Source organism: Pseudomonas sp. ok266, from assembly GCF_900110195.1.
In the GTDB taxonomy this organism is placed as follows: Bacteria; Pseudomonadota; Gammaproteobacteria; order Pseudomonadales; family Pseudomonadaceae; genus Aquipseudomonas; species Aquipseudomonas neuropathica.
In genome coordinates this window covers 127,070-145,156 of record NZ_FOCU01000009.1, presented here as the reverse complement: position 1 = coordinate 145,156, position 18,087 = coordinate 127,070, and the positions used below count along the sequence as shown (strand labels likewise).

At 61.3% G+C, this 18,087-nt stretch carries 16 protein-coding genes; 10 read left to right on the top strand and 6 right to left on the bottom strand.

Annotation, left to right across the window (positions count from 1 at the left end; all coding sequences use genetic code 11):
- Positions 1–19 precede the first annotated feature (19 nt).
- Positions 20–1,294 carry a beta-ketoacyl-ACP synthase II gene (gene fabF / locus BMY54_RS18175; RefSeq protein WP_093435233.1) on the top strand — a complete coding sequence of 425 codons (1,275 nt, stop codon included), beginning with the start codon at positions 20–22 and terminating at the stop codon, positions 1,292–1,294.
- Here fabF and BMY54_RS18170 read toward each other — a convergent pair.
- The 3 genes from BMY54_RS18170 to eat all read right to left on the bottom strand — a co-directional run bounded on the left by BMY54_RS18170 (position 1,291) and on the right by eat (position 3,644).
- Positions 1,291–1,845, bottom strand: a complete 555-nt coding sequence (locus BMY54_RS18170; RefSeq protein WP_093435230.1) for a TetR/AcrR family transcriptional regulator — start codon at positions 1,843–1,845, stop codon at positions 1,291–1,293. The two genes, fabF and BMY54_RS18170, sit on opposite strands and share 4 nt — an antisense overlap.
- Positions 1,846–1,982: 137 nt before the next feature.
- Positions 1,983–2,150 carry a DUF2897 family protein gene (locus BMY54_RS18165; protein ID WP_007908505.1) on the bottom strand — a complete coding sequence of 56 codons (168 nt, stop codon included), beginning with the start codon at positions 2,148–2,150 and terminating at the stop codon, positions 1,983–1,985.
- A 129-nt stretch (positions 2,151–2,279) separates the two neighbouring features.
- Positions 2,280–3,644, bottom strand: coding sequence for an ethanolamine permease (gene eat / locus BMY54_RS18160; protein ID WP_093435227.1), 1,365 nt, complete (start codon positions 3,642–3,644; stop codon positions 2,280–2,282).
- 397 nt (positions 3,645–4,041) lie between these two features.
- On the opposite strand from eat, the gene kdpF reads away from it, so the two are divergent.
- From kdpF to BMY54_RS18130, 6 genes are all read left to right on the top strand, one after another.
- On the top strand, positions 4,042–4,131 hold the full coding sequence (gene kdpF, locus BMY54_RS18155) for a K(+)-transporting ATPase subunit F (RefSeq protein WP_007899818.1): 90 nt from the start codon (positions 4,042–4,044) through the stop codon (positions 4,129–4,131).
- A gap of 8 nt (positions 4,132–4,139) precedes the next feature.
- Positions 4,140–5,834, top strand: coding sequence for a potassium-transporting ATPase subunit KdpA (gene kdpA, locus BMY54_RS18150; protein ID WP_093435224.1), 1,695 nt, complete (start codon positions 4,140–4,142; stop codon positions 5,832–5,834).
- Positions 5,835–5,844: 10 nt separating this feature from the next.
- Positions 5,845–7,902, top strand: coding sequence for a potassium-transporting ATPase subunit KdpB (gene kdpB / locus BMY54_RS18145; RefSeq protein ID WP_093435221.1), 2,058 nt, complete (start codon positions 5,845–5,847; stop codon positions 7,900–7,902).
- 343 nt (positions 7,903–8,245) lie between these two features.
- Positions 8,246–8,791 (top strand): potassium-transporting ATPase subunit KdpC, encoded by a 546-nt coding sequence (gene kdpC / locus BMY54_RS18140; RefSeq protein WP_093435218.1) that lies wholly within the window; start codon positions 8,246–8,248, stop codon positions 8,789–8,791.
- Between the two features lie 130 nt (positions 8,792–8,921).
- The gene (locus BMY54_RS18135; RefSeq protein WP_093435215.1) at positions 8,922–11,573 is read left to right on the top strand and encodes a sensor histidine kinase; all 2,652 of its coding nucleotides are present in this window, start codon (positions 8,922–8,924) and stop codon (positions 11,571–11,573) included.
- Between the two features lie 48 nt (positions 11,574–11,621).
- Positions 11,622–12,320: a response regulator gene (locus tag BMY54_RS18130; RefSeq protein WP_093435212.1), complete on the top strand. Its 699-nt coding sequence runs from the start codon at positions 11,622–11,624 to the stop codon at positions 12,318–12,320.
- Positions 12,321–12,443: 123 nt separating this feature from the next.
- Here BMY54_RS18130 and BMY54_RS18125 read toward each other — a convergent pair whose 3' ends face one another.
- On the bottom strand, positions 12,444–13,484 hold the full coding sequence (locus BMY54_RS18125; RefSeq protein WP_093435209.1) for a patatin-like phospholipase family protein: 1,041 nt from the start codon (positions 13,482–13,484) through the stop codon (positions 12,444–12,446).
- 214 nt (positions 13,485–13,698) lie between these two features.
- Between BMY54_RS18125 and BMY54_RS18120 the strand changes: the two genes are divergently transcribed.
- The 3 genes from BMY54_RS18120 to BMY54_RS18110 all read left to right on the top strand — a co-directional run bounded on the left by BMY54_RS18120 (position 13,699) and on the right by BMY54_RS18110 (position 15,854).
- Positions 13,699–13,977 carry a hypothetical protein gene (locus BMY54_RS18120; protein WP_064120270.1) on the top strand — a complete coding sequence of 93 codons (279 nt, stop codon included), beginning with the start codon at positions 13,699–13,701 and terminating at the stop codon, positions 13,975–13,977.
- A 79-nt stretch (positions 13,978–14,056) separates the two neighbouring features.
- On the top strand, positions 14,057–14,821 hold the full coding sequence (locus BMY54_RS18115; protein ID WP_093435205.1) for a CHAD domain-containing protein: 765 nt from the start codon (positions 14,057–14,059) through the stop codon (positions 14,819–14,821).
- 238 nt (positions 14,822–15,059) lie between these two features.
- Positions 15,060–15,854, top strand: a complete 795-nt coding sequence (locus BMY54_RS18110) for an acyl-CoA thioesterase (RefSeq protein ID WP_093435202.1) — start codon at positions 15,060–15,062, stop codon at positions 15,852–15,854.
- A gap of 1 nt (position 15,855) precedes the next feature.
- Here BMY54_RS18110 and BMY54_RS18105 read toward each other — a convergent pair whose 3' ends face one another.
- Together BMY54_RS18105 and BMY54_RS18100 are read right to left on the bottom strand one after the other, a co-directional pair.
- Entirely contained in the window at positions 15,856–16,221 is a 366-nt protein-coding gene (locus BMY54_RS18105; RefSeq protein ID WP_093435199.1) for a DUF962 domain-containing protein, read from the bottom strand.
- Positions 16,222–16,434: 213 nt separating this feature from the next.
- A complete protein-coding gene (locus BMY54_RS18100) occupies positions 16,435–17,916 on the bottom strand; it encodes a methyl-accepting chemotaxis protein (protein WP_093435197.1) in 1,482 nt (493 codons plus the stop codon).
- Positions 17,917–18,087 lie beyond the last annotated feature (171 nt).

The window sequence follows — 18,087 nt, the reverse complement described above, 5'->3', positions numbered from 1 at the left end:
GATCAGAGGTCACCACAGTATGGATTCGCGTCGAATAGTCGTCACGGGCATGGGCCTGGTTTCACCCTTGGGCAGCGATCTCGAAGTCGTATGGCAGCGTTTGCTGGCCGGTCGCTCTGGTTTGCGTAACTTGCCTGAGGCAACGGTCGCTGATTTACCCACGCGAGTCGGCGGTGCGGTGCCGACGCTGGAAGAGGACGCTGAAGCAGGTTTCGATCCGGATCGCGCCACGCCGCCCAAAGAGCAGAAGAAGATGGATCGCTTCATTCTGTTCGCCATGGAGGCTGCCCGACAGGCGCTAGAGCAGGCCGACTGGCATCCTTCAGAAAACAAAAGCCAGGAGCGTAGCGCAACGATCATCGGTTCCGGTGTCGGCGGTTTTGGCGCGATTGCCGACGCCGTGCGCACCACCGACAGTCGCGGTCCTCGGCGTTTGTCACCGTTTACCATTCCGTCGTTTCTGGTCAATCTCGCGGCAGGTCACGTATCCATTCAACACGGCCTCAAGGGGCCTTTGGGTGCGCCGGTGACGGCGTGCGCTGCGGGTGTTCAAGCGATTGGTGATGCGGCGCGGTTGATCCGCGCCGGTGAAGCGGATATTGCCGTGTGTGGCGGTGCGGAAGCCTGCATCGACCGCGTCAGTCTGGCCGGTTTCGCGGCAGCGCGGGCACTGTCGAGCGGTTACAACGACACCCCGCAGCGCGCGTCTCGGCCGTTCGACAGCGGGCGCGACGGTTTCGTCATGGGCGAGGGCGCGGGGTTGTTGGTGATCGAATCCCTGGAGCATGCGTTGGCGCGTGGCGCGACGCCGCTGGCGGAGCTGGTCGGCTATGGCACCAGCGCCGACGCCTATCACCTGACGGCCGGGCCTGAAGATGGCAGCGGGGCGCGGCGGGCGATGACGCTGGCACTGGCGCAGGCGGGTATCGAGCCGGATCAGGTGCAGCACCTCAATGCTCACGCGACGTCGACCCCAGTGGGCGATCTCGGCGAGTTGGCGGCGATCAAAGCTTTGTTCGGCACGCAAAATAAAATCGCCGTGACCTCGACCAAGTCCGCCACGGGGCATTTGCTCGGCGCTGCCGGAGGGCTTGAAGCGATCTTCACGCTGCTGGCGATTCGTGATCAGGTGGTGCCGCCGACGCTGAATTTCGACAACCCCGATCCGGCGAGCGCAGGGGTCGACATTGTCCACGGCCAGGCGCGGCCGATTTCGATCGAATATGCACTGTCCAACGGTTTCGGGTTTGGCGGAGTCAATGCCAGCGTATTGTTCAAGCGCTGGCAGGCTTAGTCGCGGTTCTTGAGGTGATCGCGGGTGATATCGAGGATGCGTTGCGCAAACCCGGCATCCGCGACACTGCGCGACAGCAGCAGTGCACCGACCAGGGTCGACATGATGACGATGGCGCGGTCAGCGCTGTTCTCGCCTTCGAGGCTGTTTTCGATCTGCTCCAGCCGTGCGTTGAGTACCACGTCGCTGGTAGGACTCGGTTGTCCACGCAGGCCCAGTTCGGAAGAAATGGTCAGCAACGGGCAGCCTTCGTCTGGTGATGTCTGGTGCCATTCGGACAGATACGTCTCGATGAACACATCAAGCGCGTTGTCCTGGGCAAAAATCTCGGCACATAACCCATCTACCTGGTTGCCGGCCTCTTGCAAGGCCTTCTCGACCAACTCGTCCTTGGACTTGAAATGTGAGTAGAAACCGCCATGGGTCAGACCCAGCGCTTTCATCAGGGGTTGCAGGCCGGTAGCGCCGATTCCGTCCTTGCGAAAACGTGCCGAAGCCTCCTTGATGATGCGCTGATGGGTCTGGGCTTTATGGTCCTGCGAATAACGCATCTGGAACTCTCCGCAACAATGTCCCCATCTTAACCAAGGAAAATTAGATGGTGACTGTACTTCTACTTCTTAAAAGCGTGCAGATAGCTCCAATGGCTATAAAAAGCACAAACCCCGCCGATCAGGCGGGGTTGTGTTCAGCGGTCTTGGGCGTCTTTGGCGTCCGCTTCGGCATTGCGTTGGGCAACGCGTCGGCGTTCTTCATCGGTCAGATCGACCTTGTTGGCGGTGTCGCGCAACATCATTAATCCACCCACGATCGAGCCGATTGCAACGACCAGAATCAACCAGGCATACCAAGGCATAACGGCTCTCCTTAAGGGCAGGTCGACGGGCGAGGATTTCGCCGTGCAACGCTGCATACCACTTTTGAGCGAAATGACTTCGCAGTGGTTCCATTCTAGGCCGCTTGCACCCGGTACACCCGAAATCCCTCAATGACCTGTCAGCATCGCATCGGCTGGTGCGTCGGCACGCAGTTGCCCGGTCAGCAGGAAGTAGCCGAAACCGACCGCCATGAAGCCGAGGAAGATCAAGCCGATCAACGTGTTGAACCAGGCCATCGCCACCAGACACACCACCGCCAGCACCAATGCAATCAGCGGAATCAGCGGATAGCACGGCGCGCGAAAGGTGCGTTCCAGATTCGGCTCCGATTTACGCAGTTTGAACAGGCTGAGCATGCTCATGATGTACATCACGATGGCGCCGAATACGGCCATAGTGATCATCGCGGCGGTAAGGGTCATGCCACCGAGGTTGATCAGGCCGTCGCTGTAAATCGCCGCGATGCCGATGATGCCGCCGACAATAATGGCGCGGTGCGGTGTCTGGAAGCGCGAGAGTTTCGCCAGCGAGGCTGGCAGGTAACCGGCGCGGGCGAGGGCGAAGAACTGACGTGAGTAGCCGAGAATGATCCCGTGGAAACTGGCAACCAGACCGAACAGGCCGATCCACACCAGCATATGCAACCAGCCAGAGTTGTCGCCGACCACGGTTTTCATCGCTTGCGGTAGCGGGTCGTTGATGTTGGCCAGGGTGCGCCAGTCGCCGACGCCGCCGGCAAAGAACATCACGCCCATTGCCAGCACTACCAAAGTCAAAATGCCGCTGATGTAGGCCTTGGGAATCGTGCGTTTCGGATCCTTGGCTTCTTCGGCAGCCATCGCTGCGCCTTCAATCGCCAGGAAAAACCAGATCGCAAACGGAATGGCCGCGAACATCCCGGCAATCGCTGGCGCACCGAACACATCCGAACCGGCCCAACCATTCAGTGCGAAGTTGCTGAAGCTGAAGGCCGGCGCGACCACGCCCATGAACACCAGCAACTCGGCCACCGCCAGTACGCAGACCACCAGCTCGAAGGTCGCCGCCAGTTTCACCCCGAGAATGTTCAGCCCCATGAACACGATGTAAGCGCCGACCGCCGCATGCTTCGGATCGAGCGCCGGAAACTGCACATTCAGGTAGGCGCCAATCGCCAGCGCGATGGCCGGTGGAGCGAAGACGAATTCGATTAGCGTCGCCAGCCCGGCGATCAATCCGCCTTTTTCACCAAACGCTCGACGACTATAGGCAAACGGCCCGCCCGCATGAGGAATCGCGGTCGTCAGTTCGGTGAAGCTGAAAATGAAGCAGGTGTACATGGTCGCGACCATGAACGAGGTCACCAGGAAGCCCAGTGTTCCGGCGACGCCCCAGCCGTAACTCCAGCCGAAATATTCTCCGGAAATCACCAGCCCTACGGCAATGCCCCACAGGTGCAAGGTGCCCAGTGTGGGTTTGAGTTGTGTGTTCATGCGTTTGCTCCCTGAACGGTTTGGAAAGCTCGGGGAGGACGTGTGCAGTGGGCGTGCCAGCGCGCTGAAACAAGTCGTAATGAGTTGAAAGCTGTCGTATCGGGGATGTTCGCGGTGGGATAGCTGCTTTTTGTGCGCCAGTTGGGTGCGATGGTGCTTGTTATGCCGTCTTCGCGAGCAAGTCGCTCCCACAGGGGAATGCATTTCAAATTGTGGGAGCGAGCCTGCTCGCGAAGAGGCCCGCCCATAAGGCGCAAAACCCACCTGTAACGCCGGCATAAACCCACTCTTTACGCTTTCTTTATGCCCAGTCAGACCCCTCGCTCTCGTTCCTTTACAGCCTCCTTTCCGACAATGCCTGCACACACGGCAATACGCCGTAACACGGAGATCTTCCATGAGCGTTCTGGACGGGGTGTCACTGCTGTTGGCAGTGGGGCTGTTCATTTATCTGTTGGTTGCGCTGTTGCGCGCGGATCGGAACTAGGAGCGGCTATGCACAGTTATGACTATTGGCTGATCCTCGCGTTTTTTGCGGTGGTCTTGCTGCCGGCGCCGTTCCTCGGGCGCTTCTACTACAAGGTAATGGAAGGTCAGCGGACTTGGCTGACGCCGGTTCTCGGTCCGGTCGAGCGCGGCTGTTATCGCGTCGCCGGGGTTGATCCTAACGCCGAGCAGAGCTGGCAGAAGTACACGCTGGCGCTGCTGGCGTTCAACCTCGCCGGTTTCCTCCTGCTGTTCGCGATTCTGTTGTTCCAGGATCACTTGCCGCTGAATCCACAAAATCTGCCGGGCATGGAATGGACGCAAGCGTTCAACACGGCCGTCAGCTTCATGACCAACACCAACTGGCAGTCCTACAGCGGTGAAGCGTCTCTGAGCTACCTGAGCCAGATGATCGGCCTCACCGTGCAGAACTTTGTCAGCGCCGCTACCGGCCTCGCCGTTCTGGTCGCACTGTGCCGTGGCATCGGCCGCAAATCGACGAAAACCCTCGGCAACTTCTGGGTCGACATGACTCGCGCCACCCTCTACGGTCTGCTGCCGCTGTGCCTGTTGCTGGCACTGTATCTGGTCTGGCAGGGCGTGCCGCAAACCTTCGCGCAGTATGTGAATGCGGTGACGATGCAGGGCGTTGATCAAGTGATCCCGCTCGGCCCGGCGGCCAGTCAGATTGCGATCAAGCAACTGGGCACCAACGGTGGTGGCTTCTTCGGCGTCAACTCGGCGCACCCGTTCGAGAACCCGAGCGCGTGGAGCAACCTGTTTGAAGTGTCGTCAATTATTCTGATCCCGGTGGCGCTGGTGTTCACTTTCGGCCACTACGTCAAAGACCTGCGTCAGAGCCGCGCGATCATCGCCTGCATGCTGGCGCTGTTCCTGATCGGCGGCGCGACCTCGCTGTGGGCCGAATATCAACCGAACCCGACCCTGAACAACGCTGCCGTCGAACAGACCGCGCCGCTGGAAGGTAAAGAAACGCGCTTCGGCACCACCGCTACCGTGCTGTGGTCGGTGACCACCACGGCCGCCTCGAACGGTTCGGTCAACGGCATGCACGACAGCCTCAATCCGCTCAGCGGCATGGTCGCGCTGGTCAACATGATGGTCGGCGAAGTGATCTTCGGCGGCGTCGGTGCCGGGCTCTACGGCATGTTGCTCAACGTGCTGATCGCGGTGTTCCTCGCCGGTCTGATGATCGGGCGCACGCCGGAATACCTCGGCAAGAAACTTCAGGCGCGCGAAGTGCAATTGCTGGTGGTGACCCTGCTGGTCATGCCGGTTGGCGTGCTGGTGCTCGGTGCGATTGCCGCAGCGGTTCCCAGTGCTGCGGCGACCATCAGTAACCCCGGCCCGCACGGTTTCAGCCAATTGCTCTACGCCTACACCTCGGCGAGTGCCAACAACGGCTCGGCATTCGGTGGCCTGGGTGCCAACACACCGTTCCACAACCTGATGTTGGGCCTGGGCATGTTGATCGGTCGCTTCGGTTACATCCTCCCGGTACTGGCACTGGCCGGCAGCCTGGCGATGAAGAAAACCGCACCGATCGGCCAGAACAGCTTCCCGACTCATGGCCCGCTGTTCGTGACCCTGTTGACCGTGACCATTTTGCTGGTGGGCGGCCTGACCTTCTTGCCGACTCTGGCGCTTGGCCCGATTGCCGAACACCTGAGCATGGGCTTCTGAGGACTGAATGATGAATATGCCCGCAATCAAACCCGCTGCCGTCAAGGCGCCGGAACAAGCGAAAACCGCGATCTCGGCCCTGTGGCGGCCGGCGCTGGTGCAAGCTTTCGTCAAGCTCGACCCACGGCAACTGAAACGTTCGCCGGTGATGCTGGTGGTTGAGCTGACGGCGATTTTCACCACCGTGCTGTGCTTCATTCCTGACGCCGATGTACCGACTTTCGTGGCGGCGCAAATTGCCCTGTGGCTGTGGTTCACCGTGCTGTTTGCCAACTTCGCCGAAGCCTTGGCCGAAGGTCGCGGCAAGGCCCGCGCCGACAGCCTCAAGGCGGGCAGCGAAGGCCTCAGCGCACGGCGCAAACTGGCCAACGGCAGCTTTCAGGTAGTGCCGGCGGCGAGTCTGCGCAAGGGTGATGTGGTGCGCGTCGAAGCAGGGGAAATGATCCCCGGTGATGGCGAAGTCATTGAAGGTATCGCGGCGGTCAACGAAGCGGCGATCACCGGTGAATCGGCGCCGGTGATTCGTGAGTCCGGCGGCGACCGCTCGGCCGTCACCGGCAACACGCGTCTGGTCTCCGACTGGTTGCTGGTGCAGATCACCGCCAATCCGGGCGAGTCGACCCTCGATCGCATGATCGCGCTGGTCGAAGGCGCCAAACGCCAGAAAACCCCGAACGAAGTGGCGCTGGATATCCTGCTGATCGGCCTGACCCTGATCTTCCTGCTGGTGGTCGTGACCCTGCAACCGTTCGCCCGTTTCGCCAACGGCAGCCTGCCGCTGGTGTTTCTGGTGGCGCTGCTGGTTACGCTGATCCCGACCACCATCGGTGGTTTGCTCTCGGCGATCGGTATCGCCGGGATGGATCGTCTGGTGCGCCTCAATGTGATCGCCAAGTCCGGTCGTGCGGTGGAAGCGGCGGGCGACGTGCATGTGTTGCTGCTCGACAAGACCGGCACCATCACCTTCGGTAACCGTCGTTGCAGTGCGGTGTATGCCGCGCCGGGTGTGAGTGGTCGCGAGCTGGCCGAAGGTGCGCTGTTCGCTTCTTTGGCTGACGAAACCGCTGAAGGTAAATCCATCGTCGAGTACCTGCGTGGTCTGCACCCGCAGCCTGAGCCGGCGCTGGAAACCCTGACCGCTGTGCCTTTCAGCGCTGAAACCCGTTTGTCCGGCGTCGACTATCAGGGTCGTGTCTACCGCAAAGGTGCGGTGGATTCGCTGCTGAGTTTCCTCGGCCAAAAACGCTCGGATCTGGCTCCGGCACTGTCGCGGGAAATCGACAAGATCGCCCAGAGCGGCGGCACGCCGTTGCTGGTCTGCGCTGACGGCAAACTGCTTGGCGCGATCCACCTCAAGGACGTGGTCAAACCGGGCATTCGCGAGCGTTTTGCCGAGCTGCGCAAACTGGGCATTCGTACCGTGATGGTCACTGGCGACAACCCGTTGACCGCTGCCGCCATCGCCGCTGAAGCAGGCGTTGATGACGTCCTCGCCGAAGCCACCCCGGAGAAAAAACTCGCACGTATCCGTCACGAGCAGAACGATGGTCGTCTGGTCGCGATGTGCGGTGACGGTGCCAACGACGCGCCGGCGCTGGCTCAGGCGGACGTTGGTATGGCGATGAACGACGGCACCCAGGCTGCCCGCGAAGCGGCGAACATGGTCGACCTCGACAGCGACCCGACCAAGCTGCTCGACGTGGTGCAGATCGGCAAGGAATTGCTGGTGACGCGCGGTGCGCTGACGACGTTTTCCATCGCCAACGACGTGGCCAAATACTTCGCGATTCTGCCGGCGCTGTTCGCTTCGATCTATCCGCAACTGGGCGTGCTGAACATCATGCAACTGACCAGTCCGCAGAGCGCGATTCTCTCGGCCATCGTCTTCAACGCGTTGATCATCGTCGTGCTGATTCCGCTGGCGCTGCGCGGTGTGCGCGTGCAGGCGGCGAGTGCGGCAGCGCTGCTGCGACGCAATCTGCTGATCTACGGACTGGGCGGGATTCTGGTGCCGTTCGTGGGGATCAAGGCGATCGACATGTTGCTCACGGCGCTGCATCTGGTGTGAGGCCGGAAAAAGCCCCTCACCCTAACCCTCTCCCAGAGGGAGAGGGGACTGACCGAGTGGCTCAACAGAGGTACATCGACCTGAAATACCGAGCCGAATTCAGGTCTTGAAAAGCACAAAGATCGGCTCCCTTTCCCTTCGCGAACTTAAGGGAGAGGGGACTGACCGAGGTGTTTACGGGAGCTACACCGACTTGAAATACCGAGCCGAACGCAAGTTTTGAAAAGCATGGAAATCGGCTCCCTTTCCCCCTCGCCCCCTTGGGGGAGAGGGCTGGGGTGAGGGGGAAAAGATCTCCCTGACACCCCGCAAAAGTTTGCCCAACGAATTCGAGGATCTTGAAATGTCCACAATGATACGTCCGGCCCTGAGCCTGCTGGTGCTGATGACCCTGGTCACCGGTGTCGCCTATCCACTGGTGGTGACCGGTGTTGCGCAAGTCGCATTCCCCGCCCAAGCCAATGGCAGCCTGGTGCGAGACGCCGACGGCAAGGTCCGCGGCTCGTCGCTGATCGCGCAGGATTTTGTCGGCGATGCGTGGTTTCATCCACGTCCCTCCGCCGGTGCGTTTGCGACCGTTTCCAGCAGCGCGAGCAACCTGGCCCCGAGCAATCCGGCACTGGCAACCCGCGTGATCGACGACGCCAACAAACTCCAGGTTCCCGGCCAAGGCCCAGTGCCATTGGCCCTGCTGACCACCTCCGGCAGTGGTCTCGATCCGCACTTGCCACCGGCGGCAATTGCCTATCAACTGGCGCGAGTTGCGGCAGCGCGAAACTTGCCGGTATCGACTCTTCAGCAACTGCTCGATGCGCATACCGAACAGCCGCTGGTGGGACCGCCAGTGGTGAATGTGCTAGCGCTGAACATGGCACTGGAAAAACTGTAGTTCTGTGATGTTGCCATTCGCGAGCAAGCTCGCTCCCACAGGAGGACACGTTCCAAATGTGGGAGCGAGCTTGCTCGCGAAGGGGCCATAACGAACACCGAATCAACATCAGCAAGAGAGAACTCCCAGCATGAGCGACTCCGGCCGCGCCGACGCGCTGTTAGCAGACCTGCCCCGTGACGGCCGTGGCCGGCTCAAGGTTTTCCTCGGCGCCGCTCCCGGTGTCGGCAAGACCTACGCCATGCTCCAGGCCGCCCACACGCAATTGCGCCAAGGCGTGAAAGTCATCGCTGGCGTCGTCGAAACCCATGGTCGCGCCGAAACCGAAGCGCTGCTCGGCGGCTTGCCGCAGCAAGCGTTGGTGCGCTCGGAATACCGTGGCGTGATGCTCGAAGAAATGGACCTCGACGGCATTCTCGCGGCCAAACCGAAACTGGTGCTGGTCGATGAGCTGGCCCACAGCAACGCCCCCGGCAGTCGCCACACGAAACGCTGGCAAGACATTCAGGAACTGCTCGCCGCCGGCATCGACGTGTTCACCACGGTCAACGTCCAGCACCTGGAAAGTCTCAATGATCAGGTGCGCGGCATCACCGGCGTGCAAGTGCGCGAAACCCTGCCGGACTGGGTGCTGCAAGAAGCTTACGAACTGCTGCTGATCGACCTGCCGCCGCGCGAATTGCTCGAGCGCTTGCGTGAAGGCAAGGTCTACGTGCCGGAACAGGCGCGTGCGGCGATCGATGCGTTTTTCACCCAGACCAACCTCACCGCATTGCGCGAACTGGCGATGCAAACCGCTGCCGCACAGGTCGATAACGATCTCGCCCAAGGCTATCGCCAACTCGGTCAGGCGGCCCCGGCGGTGCGCGGGCGCTTGCTGGTCGGCGTCGATGGTGATGCGCAGGCCGAACGCCTGGTGCGCCACGCCAGTCGCGTTGCCCAGCGCCGGCATTTACCGTGGAGTCTGGTGCATGTCGATAACGGCAGCGTACGCGACGAGCAATCGCGCCTGCGCCTGCAAAGCGCTCAGCAACTGGCCGAGCGCCTGGGCGGTGAAGTGGTGTTGCTGCGCGCCGGTGAGGTGGCGAAAACCCTGATCCAGCATGCTGCCGAACGCCGTGCGAGCCTGGTGTTGGTCGGCCAGTCCCGGCCACATTTACGCCGGCGTCTGTTCGGCGGCGGACTCGCGGCGCGCCTGCTGCGTCAGGCTCACGGGCTGGAGATCAACGTCCTCGACAGCGATCAGCAACAGCATCAACCGCGCCCGCGCAACGCGCTGACCCTGGTGTGGTTCGACTATGCCTTGGCGCTGGTCGCCACCGTATTGGCCACCGCCCTGGCGTGGGCAGTGTCGAGCGTGCTGCCGCTGCCGAACATCTCGCTGGTGTTCCTTGCGGCGGTGCTGCTGGTGGCGGTGCGCAGCAGTCTCGGTCCGGCGCTGGCCTGTGCCGCGCTGTCGTTTCTGACCTACGACTTTCTGTTCATCCCGCCGAATTTTTCCTTCAGCATTCAGCGCGAAGAAGACGTGCTGACCTTGCTGTTCTTCCTGTTGATGGCAGCGCTCACCGGCAACCTCGCGGCGCGTCAGCGTCGGCAATTGCAAGCCCTGCGCGACACCCAGGAAGAGACCACTGAACTGCTCGACCTGTCGCGCAAACTCACCGCTGCGACCGATCGCCAAGCGGTGGTCAGCGCTGCCGCGCAACACCTCAATGGCTGGAGCGATCTGCAGTTATGCCTGCTCAACCGGGACGGGCAGGGCGGCTGGAAGGTCGAGACCGGCGGGCCGTTGGAGTTTACCGAGTCCGAACGCGCCGCCGCTGACTGGGCCTGGCAACACGATCAACCGGCAGGCATGGGCACTGGCACGCTGCCGTTCGGACGTTGGTGGTGGTGGCCGCTTTCGGTCGAGGACGGGCCGCTGGCGCTGCTCGGTGTCTGCGCCAAAGAAGGCCAGACCTTGAGTGGCCAGCGTCGCCGCTTGCTCACCGCATTGAGTCAACCGCTCGCCCAAGCGTTGGCGCGCGCGCAGTTGGCTGATGACCTGGAAGCTGCGCGCCTGCACGGTGAAACCGAACAACTGCGCAGTGCCTTGCTGGCCTCCGTGTCCCACGATTTGCGCACGCCGCTGACGGCCATGCGCGGCAGCATCGACAGCCTGTTGGCCCTCGGCGAAGCGATCCCGCTGGAAGATCGTCGTGAACTGCTCGAAGGCACCCGCGATGAAGCCGAGCGCCTTGATCGCTACATCCAGAATCTGCTCGACATGACCCGCCTCGGCCACGGCGCGCTGAAGCTGGCGCGGGACTGGGTGTCGCCGGCCGATATCGTCGGCAGTTCGCTCAATCGCCTGCGTGCGGTGCTCGCGCCGTTGCAGGTCAGCACTGATGTGCCTAGTGAATTGCCGCTGTTTTTCGTGCATGCGGCGCTGATCGAGCAGGCGCTGGTCAATGTGCTGGAAAACGCAGCGCGTTTCTCACCCGCTCACGGTCGCTTGCAACTGAGCGCAGGCGCGGATGACCAAGAGATTTTCTTCTCGGTCAGCGACGAAGGGCCGGGGATTCCGGAGGATGAGCGGGCGAAGATTTTCGACATGTTCTACACCGCTGCCCGGGGTGATCGTGGCGGCCAGGGCACGGGCCTCGGCCTGGCGATCTGTCAGGGCATGGTTGGCGCGCACGGCGGGCGCATCAGCGTCGCCGACGGCATCGAGGGACACGGCACCTGCATCACTTTGCACTTGCCGTTGCAGACGCAACCGGGGATGGACGATGAAGGCTGAAGCCGACTGCGCTACTCTCTTGCCAATTATTTGTGTTGATGTGAATTCATGAGCCAGACCACGACCATTTTGGTCATCGACGACGAACCGCAGATCCGTAAGTTCCTGCGCATCAGCCTTACCTCACAGGGCTATAAAGTGCTTGAGGCCGGCAACGGTGCCGAGGGTTTGGCGCAAGCGGCGCTGAACAAACCGGACCTGCTGGTGCTCGATTTAGGCCTGCCGGACATGGATGGCCAGCAAGTGCTGCGCGAGTTTCGCGAGTGGGCGACGGCGCCGGTGCTGGTGCTGTCGGTGCGCGCCAGCGAAGGGCAGAAAGTCCAGGCGCTGGATGGCGGCGCCAATGACTACGTGACCAAGCCGTTTGGCATTCAGGAGTTTCTCGCGCGGGTTCGCGCCTTGTTGCGTCAGGCGCCGGCGGGGGAGGCGCAGCAGGCGGCGCTGAGCTTCGGCCCGCTGACCGTGGATCTGGCTTATCGGCGGGTGTTGCTCGACGGTGTCGAAGTGGCGCTGACCCGCAAGGAATACGCGGTGCTGGCGCAACTGGCACGGCATCCGGGGCGGGTGATTACCCAGCAACAATTGCTCAAGGATATCTGGGGGCCGACGCACACCGAGGACAGCCATTATCTGCGGATTGTGGTGGGGCATTTGCGCCAGAAACTGGCGGATGATCCGACGCGGCCGCGGTTTATCGTGACCGAGGCCGGGGTTGGCTATCGGCTGTTGAGTGAGAACAGCCTGTAGTTTTGTATTGGCCGATCTGGCGCTTTCGCGAGCAAGCTCGCTCCCACAGGGGCATGCATTCCAAATGTGGGAGCGAGCTTGCTCGCGAAGAGGTCCTCAAATTCAATGAAGAATTTTAGCCAGTCATCCCTGCTCACTGTCATACCGATCCAGCGTATCCCGGGCAATCTCGCGTCCCAATGCGATCAACTCCGGCGCCTTGTAAAACTCGAAAAACCGGCACACCCGCTTCGGTACATTGATCAGGATATCCGGCGGATATCCGGCGATCTTGTACTGCGCCAGCGAGGTCTGCATGACCTCGAAACTCTGGTTGATCAAGTCCAGCAACGAGGCCGGTCCGACGTTATCGATGATGAATGAACCGGTCGCCGATTTCGGTGCGCCTTCACGCTCGGGCGCAGCCGCTGGTTGCTGGCTCTCCGGCTCGGCGCCGTCCAGCCAGGGATTGATGTCCGCCGCTTCGGCGCGCAGCGCTTCCTGTTCGAGCCGCAACAATTGCTCGGCCTGTGTACGGCGGAATGGCATCTTCGATCCCAGCGAACTGATCAGGCTGTCGAAGCGTGAGCGAAAAGCGGCAGGGCGCTGGATCACCGGCAATTTGTAGTGACGCTGATTGGTCGAATTGAGATTGACCGCAATGATCAGATCGCAGTGACTCGACACCACGGGCACGATCGGCAACGGGTTGAGAATGCCACCGTCGACCAGCATGCGATTGCCTTGCATCACCGGGGTGAACAGGCTGGGAATCGCCGCCGAGGCGCGCATCGCCTGATGCAGGCAGCCTTCCTGAAACCAGATCTCCTGCTGGTTGGTGAGGTCGGCGGCGACGGCGGTGTAGGGGATGCGCAAATCTTCGATGTTGACCTCACCGACGATCTTGCGGATCTGCCCGAAGACCTTTTCGCCGCGAATCGCGCCAAGGCGAAAACTCACGTCGACCAAGCGCAGTACATCCAGATAGTCGAGACTTTCGATCCAGTTCTTGTAGACGTCGAGTTTGCCGGCGGCATAGATCCCACCGACCACGGCGCCCATCGAACACCCGGCAATGCAGGCGATTTCGTAACCGCGTTTCTCGATCTCTTCAATGACCCCGATATGGGCATAGCCCCGGGCGCCACCGGAGCCCAGTACCAGCGCGACACGTTTTTTTTTCATCCAGCGTCCTCCGACAAGGTTCCACAATGCACCCATCGCCGGGCAGGCTCAATCGCCGAAGTCGTTGAGTGCGCCAGTGACGTCGTTTTTTCGCTACTGCATGGCCCTTCAGCGCTATCCTTCTCAGTTGCGCGGTTTCACCCGCCGGCAAGGCACTTTTTCGTAGCCCGGCCGTCTTACCTGCACGACTGTTGACCTATTTGAGGTGTGAGTGATGAAAGCCTGGATCTGTGTGCCGTTGATGGCTCTGGCATTGGCCGGTTGCGCCGGTAAAACCGCTTACCGCGACAGCTGCGGCAGCCAGCTCGACGCGGCCTGGCATGAGCTGGATCTGGCCAAGGCCGAAGGCTTTGCCGGCACTGTCAGCTACTCCAAAGCGTTGTCGCTGCTGACCGCCGCGAAGACCCAGCAGCAATTCGAAGGGTTTGAAGGCTGCAGCAACAAAGCCGAGAAAGCGCGTTTCTACATTCGCGAATCCCGCGCTGGCCGCTAAGCTGCTGACGTGAAGCAAGGACGCTGCTTTGACTGAGCGGCTAAATGAACCTTGAAGCCATTTGAATCAGGAGCAAGTGATGTCTGCGTTGGTTGACCGGTTGGTGGCTCATGTCCTGAGTCTGGAAGTGCGCCTGCTGGCCTGTCAGGCACGGCTCACTGCACGGACCGACCCCGAGGCGCTACATGATCTGCGCACCACGGTGCGGCGCTTGCGCAGTCTGTTGCGGCCATTGCGCGGTCTGCCCGGTGTCGAACAACTGGAAGATGCCGCTTCGGCGGTCGGCCAATTGACCACGCCGTGGCGTGATCGCGAGGTGCTGGCGGCTTATCTGCTTGCGCATGATCAACCGGCAGCGGCGCAACGGCGCATGGCGCAAATGGCCGAGGCTTATCCGGCGCTGGCGGCGAGCGCCGAGGTGGCTTCGCTGCTGATGATTCTCGACGCTTTCCCGCGATTTCTGCGTGCGTCTCAGCGTCAGGGCTTGCTCAAGGGCTTGGACAAACGCATCGAAAAACGCTTGGGCAAGCAATGGCAGAAACTCGACGAGGCGCTGCACGATCCCGCTCACGACCGTCATCGCCTGCGTTTGCTGATCAAACGCGTGCGCTACGGCATCGAAGCCTATCCCGAACTCGACCGCTTGCCCGAGGCGGCGCTGGCTCGCCTCAAGTCTGCCCAAGGCGCGCTGGGCGACTGGCACGATTGCTGGCAGTGGCTGGCGAAGGCTGAGCTTGAGGCGGATCTGCAGCCCTGTGTCGCCACTTGGCAGGCGACCATGATCAAAGCCGAAAGCAAGGCAGATCGCGTGCTGGAAAAACTCAGTTCAGCCTGTTTCAAATAATCCTGAAATCATCACATCCCCTTGTGGGAGCGAGCTTGCTCGCGAATGCGTTCTGTCAGGCGGTACATTCTTACCTGACACACCACTTTCGCGAGCAAGCTCGCTCCCACAGGGTGTTGTGTGTGTCGGTTAGCCCGGTAAGGCCTTTCTGTCAGCCCATTTGACCGGAATAGACGCTGCGGCGCTCTGCAGCTCTGGTTAAGATCCCTGCATTCCTTTCTTGTTTTCTGAGGTTGCCATGCGCTTTAGCGATCTGCTCGAGGCGGTCCGCCGCCAACCGGAACTGACGATCCCTGCCGAATGGGGCCAGGGCCGTGCCAGTTTCGGTGGTCTGGTGGCCGCGCTGCAATACGAAGCCATGCGCGCAAAAGTACCGGCGGATCGCCCGGTGCGTTCGCTGGCGATCACCTTTGTCGGCCCTGTCGAACCTGAAGTCCCGGTGAGTTTCGAAGTCGATGTACTGCGCGAGGGCAAGGCCGTCAGCCAGGTCATGGGCCGGGCGATGCAGAATGGTCAGGTGGTAACGATCGTTCAAGGCAGCTTCGGTGCTTCGCGGCCGTCGGAGGTGGCTGTCGAAGCCTATCCGGCGCCGTCAATGAAACACTGGGACGAATGCCAGGAGTTGCCTTACATCAAAGGCGTGACCCCAGAATTCATGCGTCATTTGGCGATGCGCTGGAGCGTCGGTGGGATGCCGTTCACCGGCACGCAATCGCGGCTGATGGGCGGCTGGGTGCGTTTGCGCGGAGATGTTAAAGAAGAACCGGTCAACGAGGCGCATCTGCTGGCCCTGGTGGACGCGTGGCCGCCCGCGCTGTTGCCATATCTGAAGAGGCCGGCACCGGGTAGCACGCTGACCTGGACCATCGAATTCGTGCAGCCGCTACACGATTTGAGCACGCTGGACTGGTGCCAATATCTGGCCGATATCGAATACGCCGCCGACGGCTACGGCCATGTCGCCGCTAAGCTGTGGAGCGCGGAAGGAGAGTTGATTGCGATGAGTCGCCAGACCGTTACGATTTTCGCCTGACTCAATGCCGACGGTGGCGTTCACGCCAGGCGCGCCACCAGCCGCCACTGAGAAAGTAGCGCGGAAAGGTCAGAAACTGCTCGACCAGTAAACGCGAGACGGCATCTTTACGATCACTGAACGGCTCGGAGGCTTGCGCCTCCAGGCTGTGGCCGTGGCGCTGCAAACCCAGCGCCGCGATGATGCCGATCACGCCGATGGCCACGCTGGCCAGACTCAGGCTGAACACCCCGGAGACGATCAGCAGAAACGCGACGATAAACAACGGCACGGCAATCAGGTGCAGCACCAGATTGGTCGGGTGCTGATGATTGCCCGGGTACGCGCGCCATTGCCACGCGGGAAGGTTGGGATGACGTTTGCCCATGTTTTCTACTCCTCGATCCTTGTTGAACACATGGTTGAAGAATAGGCCTGGACACGGAGGGCGGCGAATCAAGGTTGGCTATTGAAGTGATAGGCGTCATCGCAAGATTCGATGTTGCCGGGGCTGACGCTTTCGCGAACAGGCTCGCTCCCACATTGGATCGGTGCGCACACAAATCCCCTTGTGGGAGCGAGCTTGCTCGCGAAGGGGCCGTCAGAGTTTCAGTTGACCGATCGCCTTGCTCAATTCCCCGGCCAACGTCGCCAGTTCATTACTCGTGGTCGCCGAATCCACAGTCTGCTGCACCGTGTTCTCGGTCACATCACGAATGCTCACCACCGCTCGGTTCATCTCCTCGGCGACCTGGCTCTGCTGCTCCGCCGCCACGGCAATCTGCGTATTGCTTTCACGCATCTGCGCCACCGCGCCGGTGATTTCCGCCAGCGCCGCACCGGCCTCTTGCGCTTGCTGCACGCAGTCGTCGGCCTTGTACGAACTCTCCTGCATGAAATCCACCGCATCGCGAGTGCCGGCCTGCAAGGCCGAGACCATCGTGGTGATCTCGTCGGTCGAGGTCTGCACACGTTTGGCCAGGTTGCGCACCTCATCGGCCACCACCGCAAAGCCGCGGCCCATCTCACCGGCGCGGGCCGCCTCGATGGCGGCGTTCAGTGCCAACAGGTTGGTTTGCTCGGCAATGCTGTGAATCACGCTGACCACGCCGTTGATCTTCTGACTGTCCTCGGCCAGCCGTTGAATCATCTCGGCCGTCTGCTGCACTCCGCTGGAGAGTCCGGCAATCGACTGCTGCACCCGCGCGACCACTTGCTGACCGCTGCCGGCGAGGCCATCGGCGGCCTGCGACAGGTCGCGTGTGGCGCCGGCGTGCTGGGCGATGTGGTAAACGGTGGCGGTCATTTCGTTGATCGCGGTGGCGGCCTGATCGGTTTCGCTCTGCTGGCCGAGCATGCCGTGGCGCACTTCGTTCATGCTCGACGCCAGCCGTGCCGCGCCGACATCCAGTTGCCGCGCGGTGTTGGCGACGGTCGTCACAACGCGCTGGTAACCGGCCTGCATCGCGTTAAACGCATTGGCCATCTGCCCGACTTCGTCTTTGCCGGCCAGCGGCACACGGGCCGAGAGATCGCCGCTTTTCTCGACGTGGAGCATCACGTCTTTCAAGGTGTTGAGCTGGCTGAGCAGGAAGCGGATTAAAAGTTGCGAGGCGCACAGCATGGCGAACATCAGGATGAACACTGCCACCGCATAGTTGGCGAAACGTTCGCTGAACACTTGGCTCAGGCTCGGACCATAGGCAATCACCGCGACCTGCTGACCATCGGCGCGGCTGAACACTTCGGCGCCCATTAACGGATTGTCGCCGAACAGCGGCATATGATTGATGTCGTTCCAGCCGTTGCTTTCCGTGATTTCCAGCAAGGGTTGATCGTTCAGGCGCGGTGCTTCGCCGCGTTTAAAGGTCAGCACTTGATCAGCTTTCGGCAATGGCTGCCCGGCCGGCCAGGCCTTGAGCAATTGCGCCTGAGCTTGCGCCGATGCCTGTGATGCGTGACTGCGCGCCTGTTGTTCGAGCTGCACGGCGTACAGCACCAGCAGCAAGGTGGTGACGAAGGCGACCGCATTGACCGCCCAGAATTTGTATTTCAGCGAGATATTGCTAAGCCAGGCACCCATGGAGGTCTTCTCTGATAGCGGAAACAGTTTTGGCAAGGTGCCATTATTGTGCCGCTATGCAGATTTGCGGATCTTGATATGAGTCAACAGACCGCACGGTCCCGCCCTTGTAGGAGTGAGCCTGCTCGCGATGACGGTGTGTCAGTCACCTCAATGTTGAATGAGCTGCCG